We start from the raw sequence: 14,759 nt of genomic DNA, 5'->3' as shown, positions 1-14,759 counted from the left end.
ATAAGCACGCCCGCCCTATGCTCCGGCATTCGCCAAAAGCATGTTGGGTTGACCGGGCTGATTGCCCGTGATGATCTACAGTGGTTCTCTGCAACCAAAAAAAACGCCCCTTATCAACGGGCACATAAGTGATGAACCAAGGAGAGACGCAATGCCCTATGTACCCGTAGCGCAGCTCAAAGATTACGTCGGCAAGGAACTGGGACGTTCCGAATGGCTCATCATCGACCAGGCGCGTATCAACCTCTTCGCGGAAGCCACCGGCGATCATCAGTTCATCCACGTCGACCCGATCAAGGCGGCGCAAACCCCGTTCGGCAGCACCATTGCCCATGGGTTCCTGTCGCTGTCGCTGATGCCCAAGTTGATGGAAGACATCCTGATCATGCCCGAAGGCTTGAAAATGGCCGTCAACTACGGCCTGGACAGCGTGCGCTTTATCCAGCCGGTGAAGGTGAACTCCAAGGTGCGCCTGAACGTCACCCTCACTGACGTCACCGAGAAAAAGCCGGGCCAATGGCTGTTCAAGGCGACGGCCACCCTGGAAATCGAAGGCCAGGAGAAGCCGGCCTACATTGCCGAGTCGCTGTCACTCTGCTTCGTATAATCACCACACCTGCTCTGTAGGAGCGAGCTTGCTGAATAAATGCGGTGCCTATGAGTTTTTCGCGGGCAAGCCCGCTCCTACAGGTGGTAGATCCTGCGCATAGACCACTAGGTTCGGCACCCCGGCTACGGCATACTCGGCGCTCAATTATCCGGATCCCGCTATGCGCCCACTCGCTCCCCTTGCCCTTGCCCTGTTGCTCACCGCTTGCGGAGACGGCGAATCGCTGTTGCCGCCCGATGCGCGCCTGCCCGATGGCGGCCGCTACCGTGGCGATGTGGTCAACGGTTTGCTGCAAGGCCAAGGCCGTGTGGACTACCCCAATGGCAGTTGGTACGCCGGCCAGTTCGACAAAGGCCAGTGGCACGGCCAGGGCGAATGGCATGGCAGCAATGGCGAAGTCTATAAAGGCGAATTCAAACAGGGCCTGTTTGATGGCCAGGGCAGCCTGACCACGTCGGGCAGCAGCTACGTGGGCGGCTTCAAGAATGGTCGACGCAACGGCGAAGGCACCCTCAAAGAGGGGCAGATGACCTATCGCGGCGAATTCCAGGACGACCAGTATTCAGGCCTCGGCCGCCTGGAACTGGCCGACGGCAGCCAGTATCAGGGCCAGTTCGCCCACGGCAAGCCCAATGGCGAAGGCCAGCGCAATGACGACAGCGGCAACCAGTTCAGCGGCCGCTTTGTCGATGGCCAACTGGAAGGCAATGGCACCTTTAATAGCGCCGAGGGCGATATCTATGTCGGCCAATTCAAGCAGAACCAGCTCAACGGTAAAGGCCGCTACGAGAACGCCGACGGCGATGTATGGATCGGCCAGTTCAAGGAGGGCGCGCTGACCGGCAAAGGCGAACTGATCGGGGTTGATGGCAGCCACTACGTCGGCCAGTTCAGTGACTGGCGCTTTACCGGCGAAGGGCGTCTGAACCTCACCGATGGCAGTTTCTATATCGGTGGCTTTGACAGTGACAACTATCAAGGCCGTGGCACCCTGGTCCTCACCGACGGCACCGTGCAGTCCGGCACCTGGGTCAATGGCCTGCGCGTACGCGACGCCGAGGGCAAGCTGCTGCCCGACCCACTGGAGACCGGCATACTGGCCCAAGGCCGCTTGCTTAATGACGCCCTGGCGACCGTGCCCGCGTCCACCCCGGCGGTGGAACTGTACACCCTGGTGCTGGCCGGTGACGGCAAACAAAGCGTGTTCCTGCGCGAAGCCGATTACGTCAGCAACCTGCTCGCCACCCGCTTCGGCGCGCGCGGGCAAGTGCGCCTGGTCAACCACCGCGACCATATCGCCGACCGCCCCCTGGCCACCCGCGAAAGCCTGCGCCGCTCGGTACAAACCCTGGCCGAACGGACCGGGCCGGAAGACCTGGTGTTCATTTACCTGACCAGCCATGGCACCCATGAGCATGAGCTGGTGCTCGACCAACCGCGCATGGAACTGGCCGACCTGCCCGCCGACGAGCTGGCCGCCGTGCTCGCACCGCTGAAAAACCGCGACAAGGTCATCGTGATCTCCGCATGTTATTCCGGCGGCTTCATACCGGCGCTCAAAGATGAGCGCACCCTGATCATGACCGCCTCCCGCGCGGACCGCGTGTCGTTCGGCTGCTCGGAAGAAGCAGACTTCACCTACTTCGGTGATGCGCTTTTCGCACAGGCTTTCAACCAAACGGATGACTTGCAACACGCCTTCAAACTGGCACAACTGCACGTGGCCGAACGCGAACAGGCGGACAATTTCGAAGCCTCCGAACCGCAGATCTGGGCGCCTAAGGGCGTGATCGCCCATTGGCAATTATTACGTAAACAGCAGGCACGAAAGGCGCTCGAAAGCGTCTCAATGAATAGCAAGGAAGCCAAAGGCAACTAAGCTGTAACGTGTAACAAGGGGGAAACACCATGTACCTGACACCGCAGCATATCTTGCTGGCCGGGGCCTCCGGCCTCACTGGCGAACACCTGCTCGACCGCCTGCTCAACGAACCTACCGTGACCCGCGTGCTGGCACCCAGCCGCAAACCATTGGCTGAACATCCACGCCTGGAAAACCCGGTAGGCGACCCGGCGGTGTTCCTGCCGCAACTGAGCGGCCGCGTGGATATTGCCTTCTGCTGCCTGGGCACCACGATTAAAAAGGCCGGCTCGGAAGCGGCGTTCCGTGCGGTCGACCTGGACATGGTAGTGGCCTTCGCCAAACGCGCACGGGAACTGGGCGCGCGGCATCTGATCGTGATCAGTGCGATTGGCGCCGACCCGAAATCCTCGGTGTTCTACAACCGGGTCAAAGGGGAAATGGAACTGGCGCTCCGAGCGCAAGACTGGCCGCAGTTGACCATCGTACGTCCCTCGCTCCTGCTGGGTGAGCGACTGGAACCGCGCCTGGCCGAACAGTTGGCCGGCCCGCTGTCACGGCTTATCCCGGGCAAGTACCACGGTATTGAAGTCTGCGAACTGGCTCGCGCCATGTGGCGCCTGGCGCTGGAAGAACAGGATGGCGTGCGGGTGGTGGAGTCGGACGAGTTGCGCAAACTCGGCAAGTGATGATGCAGGGCTGGTACTGATCGTTCCCACGCTCTGCGTGGGAACGCCGGTTATGACGCTCTGCGTCATGCTTGGGACGCGGAGCGTCCCCGACTGCATTCCCACGCGGAGCGTGGGAACGATCCACCCAGGTAGCCATTATCTTACAGCCCGCCCGTGGCGTTGAAGCCAACCCCCAGCACCGTCAGCACCGACAGTGGCAACAACAAGGTATCGAGCAACGCACTGGCCGGCAGGTCGAGATGGGGAGAGCTCGGGGCCTCGGCACCAAAGCGGTCCTTGGCGCAGCAGCCGCCATTGATCGCGTACAGATCCAGGCGCGTGCCGGCATACACCACCGGGGCGCCCGGTTGCGCGGCATCCAGCGTGCGCGCGGTGGCACAGCCGGTGAGTTGCAGCGCCATCAACAGCAGCAGTGCTTTATTCATCGCCGCCCAGGTGGTGCTCACCCCAACGTGGCAGCATGTCCTGGGGAATGTTCAACAGGTTGAGAATGCGCGCCACCACAAAGTCCACCAGGTCATCGATGGTCTGTGGCTGGTGATAGAAGCCTGGCGACGCGGGCAGAATGGTCACGCCCATGTTCGACAACTTGAGCATGTGCTCCAAGTGAATGCTCGAATACGGCGCTTCGCGCGGCACCAGGATCAATTGGCGGCGCTCCTTTAAGGTCACGTCCGCCGCCCGTTCGATCAGGTTGTTGCAGGCGCCCGTGGCAATCGCCGACAAGGTGCCGGTGGAACACGGCACCACCACCATCGCCGCTGGCGCACCGGAGCCTGAGGCTACCGGCGACATCCAGTCTTCTTTGCCGTAGACCTTGATCTGCCCCGCCGCTGCGCCGGTGTACTCGGTGAGGAATGCCTGCATCATCTGCACCTTGGAAGGCAGCGCGACATCGGTCTCAGTCGCCAGCACCAATTGCGCCGCCTTGGAGATCAGAAAATGCACCTCACGGTCTTCACGTACCAGGCAATCGAGCAGGCGCAGGCCATAGGGCGCACCGGATGCGCCGGTCATCGCCAGGGTAATGCGTTCCGGCCCGCTCATTTCAGTGCCTCGGCCAGCTTGCCGTGCAGGCCGCCGAAGCCGCCGTTGCTCATGACCACCACGTGGGTGCCGGCCTGGGCCAAGGACTTCACATGCTCAATGATGCCTTCCAACGAATCGCAGACTGTGGAGGGCACGGTGCATAGCGCAGCAATCGCGGGCAAATCCCAGCCAAGGTTGGCCGGTGCATACCACACCACCTGGTCGGCATCGTTGACGCTTTCGGGCAGGCCATCACGGTGCGCACCCAGCTTCATGGAGTTGGAGCGCGGCTCGACGATGGCAATGATCTGCGCATCGCCGACGCGCTTGCGCAGGCCATCCAGGGTGGTGGCAATTGCGGTCGGGTGGTGGGCAAAGTCGTCGTAGATGGTAATTCCATTTACTTCAGCGACTTTCTCCATGCGCCGCTTCACACTCTTGAACGCGCTCAAGGCGGCAATGCCCATGGCTGGTACCACGCCAACATGCCGAGCGGCAGCCAGGCTCACCAAAGCGTTGGCCACGTTGTGTTGGCCGGTCATGCCCCAATCGACGGTGCCTTGGGGTTGGCCTTCGAACAGCACTTCAAACCGCGAACCGTCTTCGCTGAGCAACCTCGCCTGCCACTGCCCGCCCGCGCCGGTGGTTTGCACCGGGGTCCAGCAGCCCATGTCGATCACACGCTGCAACGCAGGCTCGGTGGTGGGATGAATGACAAGGCCCTCACTTGGAATAGTGCGCACCAAGTGGTGGAACTGCCGCTCAATCGCCGGCAGATCGGGGAAGATATCCGCGTGATCGAACTCAAGGTTATTCAGGATCGCTGTGCGTGGGCGGTAATGGACGAACTTGGAGCGCTTGTCGAAAAAGGCGCTGTCGTACTCATCGGCCTCGATCACAAAAAACGGTGTCTCACCCAGGCGCGCCGATACCGAGAAGTTCTGCGGCACGCCGCCAATCAGGAACCCCGGGCTCATGCCCGCATGCTCCAGCACCCAGGCGAGCATGCTGCTGGTGGTGGTCTTGCCGTGAGTGCCTGCCACTGCCAGGACCCAACGGCCTTGCAGCACATGGTCGGCCAGCCACTGGGGGCCGGAGACGTAAGGCAAGCCTTTGTTCAGTACGTATTCCACCGCCGGATTGCCGCGCGACATGGCGTTGCCGATCACGACCAGGTCCGGCACCGGGTCGAATTGCGCGGGGTCGTAACCTTGGGTCAGCTCAATCCCTTGCGCCTGTAGCTGCGTGCTCATGGGGGGATAAACATTGGCATCGGAGCCAGTTACATGATGGCCCAGCTCCTTGGCCAGAACCGCCATCGAACCCATGAACGTACCGCAGATACCCAGAATATGAATGTGCATAGTCGACCTCGTAAACATCGAGGCAGGTTAGCGTAGGGTGGGAAAGTTCGCACGCTTTAGCTGAGCGCGAAACGCCCGCCGGTAGGATCCGGCGGGCAAAAAGGCTGCCTTAAACGGAGGCCTCGGTTTTTTTGGCTTCGGCGTCTTTCAGGGTAATGATCCGGTCAGCCGCCTTTTCCAAGGCGCGATAACGGCGCTCTATCACGCCTAAGCGCCCCCCCGTGCCTGGGGCGGTTTCTGGTTCAAGGTGAGGTTTGAAAATAATGCCGTTATCCTCGGCCACTTGCTTCATATGGGTTTCCGAAATGCTCAGTAACTGCTCAAGGTTATCCAAGCGTGCCCCCCGCTCCTTGGGCCAGGCGTCGCCCATGGCAAGCCGGTCTTCAGTATTTCCCGACGCCAGCGTGATGATGACATTGGCAAATTCCAGCACCACTTTTTCTACCCGGTCCAGATGGCGCGTGGCCGAAGGCGTTGGCGTATCCGATGTGGTGGGCGCGGCTACTTGCGGTGTAGACGCGGGATCTGGCTTTGCAGTACCAGGCAAATGCGGCGGCGGCAATGGCGACGGTACATACTGGCCCTTGATCGCCTCTCCCGCGGCCACGGACCCGGCGTATGCGCCCACATTGATCGGCGCGCTGACGATGCCATTGACGCCCGCGTTGATGAACGCGTCCTTGATCGTCTTGCCGGTTGAAGGTGAGGTGGAAATAACCCCTGCCTTGACCAGCCTGTCGGCATCCAAAAGCCGCTGGGTGACATCGGCCACACTGATCTTGGGCGGTTCCACCGGCTTTACGGAGACAACCCCGCCACTGGTGGGCGTTTGAGGCCCCCTGGTCACTACGCCCTTGAGTTTATCCAAGGCCGACTGGCTTGAACTGGCTGCGGTCGAGCTGGTACCAGGGTTATTTCCACCCAGTGCGTTCTGCAGCCTGGTGGCAGTGGGATTGACCGGGGCGGGCGGCACCCTGGTCGATGGACCGGGGGACACGGACGCAGGCGACGGCACCTTGATCGATGGCGTGGGAGACACGGGCGCCGTGGGCCGGGTTGCGCCTCCAAATGGGAACCGCCGTCCGAAGAAGGAGATTCCACGCTTGTTGCGTACCTTCGGCGCTTGGTCGGCCTCCTGAGCAGAAGGCGGCGTGTCATGGTCAGGCTGAGGGGGGTCCATCGGTTCGCCCCAGCCCGTTATCGAGTGTTGCGGTGGGGAGGTGGGCGTAACATCAAGTTGAACAGGGAGTTGTGGCACAGGAGTCGTTATTGGACTTGTAATATTCATGTGTTGTCACCCTAGAAGTTTCAAACAGCGGTGTTTAAGGGCAATTAATGCTCTGCCCTTATTCCATCAGTGCTTAAAACAACGTGCCACGTTCCGGGACGACGTGAACGGGTAGAGCGATAAAAAACCTTAAATGACGTGGGACAAAAACGAGTCGTCCGCAATAACGGAGTTATTCCGACAACTGTCGCGCGCCCTAATGCATGGCGCCCCGTGAAATACCATGTTTGCGTAACTTGCGATACAGCGTATTGCGACTGACGCCCAACTGTTCCGCCACATGGCTCATATGCCAGCGCTGCTGCGCCAACGCATCGAGTAATGCCTGGCGCTCGGCGCTCTCCAGTGGCAAAGCGTACGGCGCATCCGCCCTTGCCCCTTGCGGCCGCGCCTGGCGAATCAGCGCCGGCAAGTCTTCAAGACCGACTCGCCCGCCCTCACAGAGTGCCACCACCGTGCGCAACACAGTACGCATCTGCCGCAGGTTGCCGGGCCAGTGGAATGCCAACAAGGCCTGGCGCGTCGACTCGTCGAGCATCACCTGCTCGGTGCCTGCTTCCTGCGCCAAGAGGAAATCCAACAGTTGCGACTTGTCACTGCGCTCGCGCAACGGCGGGAGGGCGACTTCCAAGCCGTTCAAGCGGTAATACAGGTCTTCACGAAAGCTGCCATCGGCCACCCGTTCCAGCAAATTGCGGTGCGTGGCGCTGATGATGCGCACGTTCACGGCTTGGGGTTCGCCGCCGATAGGCACCACCAGGCGATCCTCCAGCACCCTTAACAGGCGGGTTTGTAACGCCAGGGGCATGTCGCCGATTTCGTCGAGAAACAGCGTGCCACCATCGGCCTGTTGCAGCTTGCCGCGCATGCCTTCTTTAAGGGCGCCGGTGAAACTGCCGGCGCGATAGCCAAACAGTTCGCTCTCGATCAGGTTTTCTGGAATCGCCGCACAGTTCAGCGCGATAAAGGCCTTGTCGCCCCGCTGGCTGCCCTGATGCACGGCCTTGGCGAAGGCTTCTTTACCGCAGCCGGTTTCGCCGTTGATCAGCAAGGGCACATCGCGCTCGAACACTCGCGAGGCCTTGCGCAGCTCATTTTGCAACGCCGGGTCGCCCAGGCAGATACCCAATGGGCGTGACGCCTGTGGCTTGATGATAGGGGCCGGCGCACTGCGCGGCTGGCCTCGCAGCGCTGCGAATAAAGGCCGACCATCGCGGGTGCGCAGCGGCCAACTGGCCGTGGCATTTGCGCTGGCCCGCCCCAGCAACTGATCCAGGGAGCAGTCGAAAAACGCTTCCACCGGCTGGCCCACCAAGCCGCCGCGCAACTGCCCCAACAGGTTCAGGGCGCTCTGGTTGACCGCACAAATGTGCCCTTCGCCATCAAACGCCAGCAAGCCTTCGCTGAATAACCCGACCGACTCGGCCTGCAGGTGAAAACGCAACAGCCAGTGGTGTTCGAAGTGGCGCAGGAAGTAGCAACTTTCGATCATCTTGGCCGACAGGTTCACCAGCGCCATGGTGTGGAACTGGCTTTGGCGCGACACGGCTTCGCGGGCCGAGGACACATCCAGCACCGCCAGCAATTCACCATGAGGATCGAACACCGGGCTGGCCGAACAGGTCAGCCCGGTATGACGGCCGCGAAAATGCTCGTCACGGTGGATCGTCAACGACTGCCGCTCTACCAGGCAGGTGCCTATGCCGTTAGTGCCTTCGCAGGCTTCGCTCCAGTCAGCGCCCAACCATAAACCGGCGCGCTCGAAAATCTTGCGCTCCGACGGCGCGGTGACACAGTTGAGGATCACCCCGCGCGCATCGGTGAGCAGCACCGCATGGCCGGCACCGGAAAGTTGCTGGTGCAGGCTATTCATCTCGCTGCCGGCGATGTGCAGCACCTGGCGCAGGCGTTCGCGACTTTCCAGCAGGCGCCCGTGTTCAAGCACGGTAGGCGCGATGGTCAGCGCCGGGTCGAGGTGGTAGTCCTCCACGCAGCGCAGCCAGGAGCGGGCGATGGACGGGTCGCTGCCCGGCCCCTGGGAAAGCTCTTGGCCACGGGTGACGGTCAGGACTTGCTGGGCATGGCGGCTGAAATGATCGTTATGCATGTTCTTATTATTCTCCCTGCGTGAGAACGCCCAGCATCCCCCAGCCATTGGGCCTTTGCAATCCCGGCCCGACCCACCGGTCACAGGCTGTACCGCTTATGGCACAAACTGTCACCACGCCTGTACCACACCTGTCACGGCACCGCCTTGCGACAAAGCCCAACCCATTGATTTTGCTGGCCCGCACAGCAGTGGCCCAACCTTTGCTCTACGCTTTATAACGCGCTTGCCGCGCTGTACTCCAATAAACATAAAAGCAGGAGATGCTCACCATGCGTTATGCACACCCCGGTACTGAAGGCGCCATCGTTTCGTTCAAGGCCAAATACGGCAACTACATCGGCGGCGAATTCGTGGCGCCAGTCGATGGCAACTATTTCTCCAACACCTCGCCGGTCAACGGCAAGCCGATAGCCGACTTCCCGCGTTCCACCGCCAAAGACATCGACAAGGCGCTGGACGCCGCCCACGCCGCTGCGGACGCCTGGGGCAAAACCTCGGCCCAGGACCGTTCGCTGGTGCTGCTGAAAATCGCCGACCGCATCGAGCAAAACCTCGAACTGCTGGCCATCACCGAAACCTGGGACAACGGCAAGGCCGTGCGTGAAACCCTTAACGCCGACATCCCCCTGGCTGCCGACCACTTCCGCTACTTCGCCGGCTGCATCCGCGCCCAGGAAGGCAGCAGCGCCGAAATCAATGAACTCACCGCCGCCTACCACTTCCACGAGCCGCTGGGCGTGGTCGGCCAGATCATCCCGTGGAACTTCCCGCTGCTGATGGCCGCCTGGAAACTCGCCCCAGCCCTGGCCGCCGGTAACTGCGTGGTGCTCAAGCCCGCCGAGCAAACGCCGCTGGGCATCAGCGTGCTGATGGAGCTGATCGGCGACCTGCTGCCACCGGGCGTGCTGAACGTGGTGCACGGTTTCGGCAAGGAAGCCGGCGAAGCCCTTGCCACCAGCAAGCGCATCGCCAAGATCGCCTTCACCGGCTCAACGCCTGTGGGCTCGCACATCATGCATGCGGCGGCCGAGAACATCATTCCGTCTACGGTGGAGTTGGGCGGCAAGTCGCCGAACATCTTCTTCGCCGACATCATGAAAGCGGAACCTGCATTTATCGAAAAAGCCGCCGAAGGCCTGGTGCTGGCGTTCTTCAACCAGGGCGAAGTGTGCACCTGCCCTTCCCGTGCTCTGGTGGAAGAGTCGATCTACGACGACTTCATGAAAGTGGTGATGAAAAAGGTCGAGTCGATCAAGCGTGGCGACCCGCTGGATACCGACACCATGGTCGGCGCCCAAGCGTCCGAGCAGCAGTTCGACAAGATCCTGTCTTACCTGGAAATCGCCAAGGGCGAAGGCGCGCAATTGCTCACGGGCGGCAAGGTGGAGAAGCTCACCGGCGACCTGGCCACCGGTTATTACATCCAGCCGACCCTGCTCAAGGGCACCAACGACATGCGCGTATTCCAGGAAGAAATCTTCGGCCCGGTGGTGAGCATCACCACTTTCAAGGATGAAGCCGAAGCCCTGGCGATTGCCAACGACACCGAGTTCGGCCTGGGCGCTGGCCTGTGGACCCGCGATATCAACCGCGCCTACCGCATGGGCCGGGCGATCAAGGCTGGCCGCGTGTGGACCAACTGCTACCACCTGTACCCGGCGCATGCCGCGTTTGGCGGTTACAAGAAGTCTGGCGTGGGCCGTGAAACCCACAAGATGATGTTGGATCACTACCAGCAGACCAAGAACTTGCTGGTGAGCTACGACATTAATCCGTTGGGCTTTTTCTAACTCAGCCTTATAGCAAGCAACCAGTTCCCAACATGAAACGCAATCAAGTGTGGGAGCTGGCTTGCCTGCGATAACGATGTATCAGCCAAATAAGGGGTAGCAGACAGGCCGCTATCGCAGGCAAGCCAGCTCCCACATTTGATATCACACGCAATTGCTACCTCGTTCGGCACACAGACGCCGAGTCAAAAACAATAAGAATGGAAGGTACTTCCCATGCCTAGCGAACCCACTGGTTCTTCTGTCGACTTTGAAAAAGTCGGCACCGATTACTTTCAACAACGCGAACTGAAAAAAGGCGCCGCCGGCTGGGTATTACTGGTTGGCCTGGGCGTCGCCTATGTTATTTCCGGAGACTACGCCGGCTGGAACTTCGGCCTGGCCCAGGGCGGTTGGGGCGGTATGTTCCTCGCTACTTTGCTGATGGCCACCATGTACCTGTGCATGTGCTTTTCCCTGGCCGAATTGTCTTCCATGATCCCTACTGCTGGCGGCGGCTACGGTTTTGCCCGCAGCGCTTTCGGCCCCTGGGGCGGGTTCCTGACCGGCACTGCCATCCTTATCGAATACGCCATCGCGCCCGCCGCCATCGCGGTGTTTATCGGCGCCTATTGCGAGTCGCTATTCGGCATTGGCGGCTGGATGATCTACCTGGCGTTCTACATCATCTTTATCGGCATCCACATTTTTGGTGTGGGTGAAGCCTTGAAGCTGATGTTTGTGATCACCGCCGTCGCCGCGATCGCCCTAGGCGTGTTCCTGGTGTCGATGGTGCCGCACTTCAACGTCGCCAATCTGCTCGACATACCCGTGACCGAGGCCAAGGGCGCCAGCAGCTTCCTGCCGTTCGGCTACGTCGGCGTGTGGGCCGCGATCCCTTATGCCATCTGGTTTTTCCTGGCGGTGGAAGGTGTGCCGCTGGCCGCTGAAGAAACCAAGAACCCCAAGCGCGACCTGCCGCGTGGGCTGATTGGCGCCATTGTGGTGCTGACCAGTTTTGCCCTGTTGATCCTGGTGATCGCGCCGGGCGGTGCGGGCACTTATGCGCTGATCAAATCCGGCAACCCGCTGGTTGAAGCCTTGGCGTTGTCTTACGGCGGTTCCACCTGGATGGGGAGCTTCGTCAACCTGGTCGGCCTGGCCGGTTTGATCGCGAGCTTTTTCTCGATCATCTACGCCTATTCGCGGCAGATCTTTGCCTTGTCCCGTGCCGGTTACCTGCCACGCAAATTGTCCGAGACCAACAAGAGCAAGGCGCCGGTATTGGCGCTGGTGATCCCCGGGATTATCGGCTTTGGCCTGTCGCTGACCGGTCAGGGTGACTTGCTGATCCTGGTGGCGGTGTTTGGCGCCACGATTTCCTACGTGTTGATGATGGCCGCCCACATCACCCTGCGCATCCGTCGCCCTAAAATGGAGCGGCCATACCGCACGCCGGGTGGCATCTTCACCTCGGGTGTGGCGCTGGTGCTGGCCTGCGTGGCCGTGGTGGCGGGCTTTCTGGTGGACCCGCGCGTGGTGATTGGCGCGGCGATCATCTATGGAGTATTAATTGCTTACTTTGCTTTCTACAGCCGGCATCACTTGGTAGCAGGCACGCCGGAAGAGGAATTCGCGGCGATCCAGGCTGCAGAGGCCGCCCTGCACTAACTGCCGAAAACCTCGACGCGGCGCCTTGCCCACAGCAGGCGCGCGTCACCAAGGAGACACTGTATGGCAAGCTTTTCCCACGCGGTGGGTGCTCAAACCTACCGCTTCGACAGCCTCAAGGACGTGATGGCCAAGGCCAGCCCGGCACGCTCCGGGGACTTCCTCGCCGGTGTCGCCGCGCAGAATGACGGCGAACGTGTGGCGGCGCAGATGGCGCTGGCAAATATCCCGCTCAAGCACTTCCTGCAGGAAGCATTGATTCCTTATGAAAGCGATGAAGTCACCCGGCTGATCATCGACACCCACGATAAACAGGCGTTTGCAGCGGTCAGCCACCTCACTGTCGGCGGCCTGCGCGACTGGCTGCTCAGCGATGCGGCCGATGAACAGGCCCTACGCGCATTGGCGCCAGGGCTGACACCGGAAATGGCCGCGGCCGTGTCCAAGATCATGCGCGTGCAAGACCTGGTGCTGGTGGCGCAGAAGATCCGCGTGGTCACCCAGTTTCGCGGCACCCTGGGCCTGCGCGGGCGCTTGTCCACGCGCTTGCAGCCCAACCACCCCACCGATGAACCGGCCGGCATCGCGGCGAGCATCCTCGACGGCCTGCTGTACGGCAACGGCGACGCCATGATCGGCATCAACCCGGCCACCGACAGCATCGCCTCGATCTGCGCCATGCTGGAGATGCTCGACGCGATCATCCAGCGCTACGACATCCCCACCCAGGCCTGCGTGCTGACCCACGTCACCACCTCCATCGAAGCGATCAACCGCGGCGTACCGCTGGACCTGGTGTTTCAGTCAATTGCCGGTACCGAAGCGGCCAATGCCAGTTTCGGGATCAACCTGAACGTGCTGCAGGAAGGTTATGACGCGGGCTTAAGCCTCAAGCGCGGCACCCTGGGCCAGAACCTGATGTACTTCGAAACCGGCCAGGGCAGCGCTTTGTCGGCCAATGCGCACTTTGGCGTCGATCAGCAAACCTGTGAAACCCGTGCCTACGCCGTGGCCCGGCACTTCAAGCCGTTTCTGGTGAACACCGTGGTCGGCTTTATCGGCCCGGAGTACCTGTACAACGGCAAGCAGATTATCCGCGCCGGCCTTGAAGACCACTTCTGCGGCAAACTGCTCGGCGTGCCCATGGGTTGCGACATCTGCTACACCAACCACGCCGAAGCCGACCAGGACGACATGGACACCCTGCTGACCCTGCTCGGCGTGGCCGGCATCAACTTCATCATGGGCATCCCCGGCTCCGACGACATCATGCTCAACTACCAGACCACCTCGTTTCACGACGCCCTGTACGCCCGGCAAACATTGGGTTTAAAACCGGCGCCGGAGTTCGAGCAGTGGCTGGCGAAAATGGGCATCTTCACGCAGGCTGATGGCAAGGTGCATTTTGGCAATAGCTTGCCACCGGCCTTTCGTCACGCCTTGGCGCAATTGGGATGAAGGAGCCGACCGTGCAACCAGAATTGCCTGACAACCCGTGGCTGGAACTGCGCCGCCTCACCCCGGCGCGTATTGCCCTGGGCCGCACCGGCACCAGCCTTCCCACCAGCGCCCAACTGGACTTCCAGTTTGCCCACGCCCAGGCGCGGGACGCGGTGCATTTGCCGTTCGATCACACCGGCCTCAGCCGCCAATTGGCCGAACGTGGCCGAGACAGCCTGTTGCTGCACAGCGCCGCCACAGACCGGCACATGTACCTGCAACGCCCGGACCTGGGGCGACGCTTGAGCGATGAGTCGGCGCAAACATTGCGCGACTACGCTTCGGCCCAGCCCGGCGGGGTGGACTTGGCCATCGTAGTGGCCGATGGCCTGTCGGCATTGGCGGTGCATAAACACACAGCACCGTTTCTGGCGCGCCTGGAAGAACAGACTCACGCCGAAGGCTGGTCCTTGTCACCGGTGATCCTGGTAGAGCAAGGCCGCGTGGCGGTAGCCGATGAAATCGGGCAGCTACTGGGCGCCAAGATGGTGGTGATCCTGATCGGCGAACGGCCGGGGCTCAGTTCGCCGGACAGCCTGGGCCTGTATTTCACCTACAACCCCAAGGTCGGCCTCACCGATGCCTATCGCAACTGCATCTCCAACGTGCGGCTGGAAGGCCTGAGTTATGGCATGGCGGCCCATCGCCTGCTGTACTTGATGCGCGAGGCGTGTCGCCGGCAGTTGTCGGGGGTTAATCTCAAGGATGAGGCACAGGTTCAGACCCTCGAATCGGACGACCCGGACCTGATGAAGGGCAATTTCCTGCTCAGCCCGCCCGATGACCGATAGCGGCAAGATTGCGCTTTTTGGCGTCATTAGGCAGCATCGAGTCACGGCCGCTCGTGTGGTCATACCCCATTTGG

At 61.2% G+C, this 14,759-nt stretch carries 13 protein-coding genes; 8 read left to right on the top strand and 5 right to left on the bottom strand.

The window, feature by feature from the left end:
- The first annotated feature begins 151 nt into the window (after positions 1 to 151).
- From AC4PS6_RS23845 to AC4PS6_RS23835, 3 genes are all read left to right on the top strand, one after another.
- Complete coding sequence (locus AC4PS6_RS23845) at positions 152 to 607, top strand: MaoC family dehydratase (protein ID WP_019818757.1); 456 nt, start codon at positions 152 to 154, stop codon at positions 605 to 607.
- Between the two features lie 163 nt (positions 608 to 770).
- Entirely contained in the window at positions 771 to 2,489 is a 1,719-nt protein-coding gene (locus tag AC4PS6_RS23840) for a C13 family peptidase (protein ID WP_072435471.1), read from the top strand.
- A gap of 29 nt (positions 2,490 to 2,518) precedes the next feature.
- Entirely contained in the window at positions 2,519 to 3,160 is a 642-nt protein-coding gene (locus AC4PS6_RS23835; RefSeq protein WP_014720096.1) for an oxidoreductase, read from the top strand.
- Positions 3,161 to 3,303: 143 nt separating this feature from the next.
- Here the strand turns inward: AC4PS6_RS23835 and AC4PS6_RS23830 are convergent, their stop codons facing one another.
- The 4 genes from AC4PS6_RS23830 to AC4PS6_RS23815 form a co-directional block, all read right to left on the bottom strand.
- Entirely contained in the window at positions 3,304 to 3,588 is a 285-nt protein-coding gene (locus tag AC4PS6_RS23830; RefSeq protein WP_122301361.1) for a YceK/YidQ family lipoprotein, read from the bottom strand.
- Positions 3,581 to 4,210 (bottom strand): flavin prenyltransferase UbiX, encoded by a 630-nt coding sequence (gene ubiX, locus AC4PS6_RS23825; protein WP_032895136.1) that lies wholly within the window; start codon positions 4,208 to 4,210, stop codon positions 3,581 to 3,583. Before ubiX ends, AC4PS6_RS23830 begins: the two co-directional genes overlap by 8 nt.
- Positions 4,207 to 5,556 (bottom strand): UDP-N-acetylmuramate:L-alanyl-gamma-D-glutamyl-meso-diaminopimelate ligase, encoded by a 1,350-nt coding sequence (gene mpl / locus AC4PS6_RS23820; RefSeq protein ID WP_336827056.1) that lies wholly within the window; start codon positions 5,554 to 5,556, stop codon positions 4,207 to 4,209. Before mpl ends, ubiX begins: the two co-directional genes overlap by 4 nt.
- Positions 5,557 to 5,665: 109 nt before the next feature.
- Entirely contained in the window at positions 5,666 to 6,424 is a 759-nt protein-coding gene (locus AC4PS6_RS23815) for a hypothetical protein (protein ID WP_224796998.1), read from the bottom strand.
- Here AC4PS6_RS23815 and AC4PS6_RS23810 point away from each other — a divergent pair.
- Positions 6,411 to 6,695: a hypothetical protein gene (locus AC4PS6_RS23810; protein WP_177480889.1), complete on the top strand. Its 285-nt coding sequence runs from the start codon at positions 6,411 to 6,413 to the stop codon at positions 6,693 to 6,695. The two genes, AC4PS6_RS23815 and AC4PS6_RS23810, sit on opposite strands and share 14 nt — an antisense overlap.
- Before the next feature lie 345 nt (positions 6,696 to 7,040).
- Here the strand turns inward: AC4PS6_RS23810 and AC4PS6_RS23805 are convergent, their stop codons facing one another.
- On the bottom strand, positions 7,041 to 8,951 hold the full coding sequence (locus tag AC4PS6_RS23805; RefSeq protein WP_014720101.1) for a sigma-54-dependent Fis family transcriptional regulator: 1,911 nt from the start codon (positions 8,949 to 8,951) through the stop codon (positions 7,041 to 7,043).
- A 272-nt stretch (positions 8,952 to 9,223) separates the two neighbouring features.
- On the opposite strand from AC4PS6_RS23805, the gene exaC reads away from it, so the two are divergent.
- The 4 genes from exaC (at position 9,224) to eutC (ending at position 14,685) form a co-directional block, all read left to right on the top strand.
- On the top strand, positions 9,224 to 10,744 hold the full coding sequence (gene exaC, locus AC4PS6_RS23800; RefSeq protein ID WP_005791797.1) for an acetaldehyde dehydrogenase ExaC: 1,521 nt from the start codon (positions 9,224 to 9,226) through the stop codon (positions 10,742 to 10,744).
- Between the two features lie 216 nt (positions 10,745 to 10,960).
- A complete protein-coding gene (eat, locus tag AC4PS6_RS23795; RefSeq protein ID WP_003194515.1) occupies positions 10,961 to 12,394 on the top strand; it encodes an ethanolamine permease in 1,434 nt (477 codons plus the stop codon).
- Positions 12,395 to 12,457: 63 nt separating this feature from the next.
- Positions 12,458 to 13,852, top strand: a complete 1,395-nt coding sequence (locus AC4PS6_RS23790; protein ID WP_014720103.1) for an ethanolamine ammonia-lyase subunit EutB — start codon at positions 12,458 to 12,460, stop codon at positions 13,850 to 13,852.
- A complete protein-coding gene (gene eutC / locus AC4PS6_RS23785; protein WP_019818775.1) occupies positions 13,849 to 14,685 on the top strand; it encodes an ethanolamine ammonia-lyase subunit EutC in 837 nt (278 codons plus the stop codon). The genes AC4PS6_RS23790 and eutC overlap by 4 nt, the downstream gene beginning before the upstream one ends.
- Positions 14,686 to 14,759 lie beyond the last annotated feature (74 nt).

The organism is Pseudomonas sp. DW-iso17 (assembly GCF_058725345.1).
The sequence above is the reverse complement of the archived record's forward strand: the minus strand, read 5'-3'. Positions and strand labels throughout refer to the sequence as shown.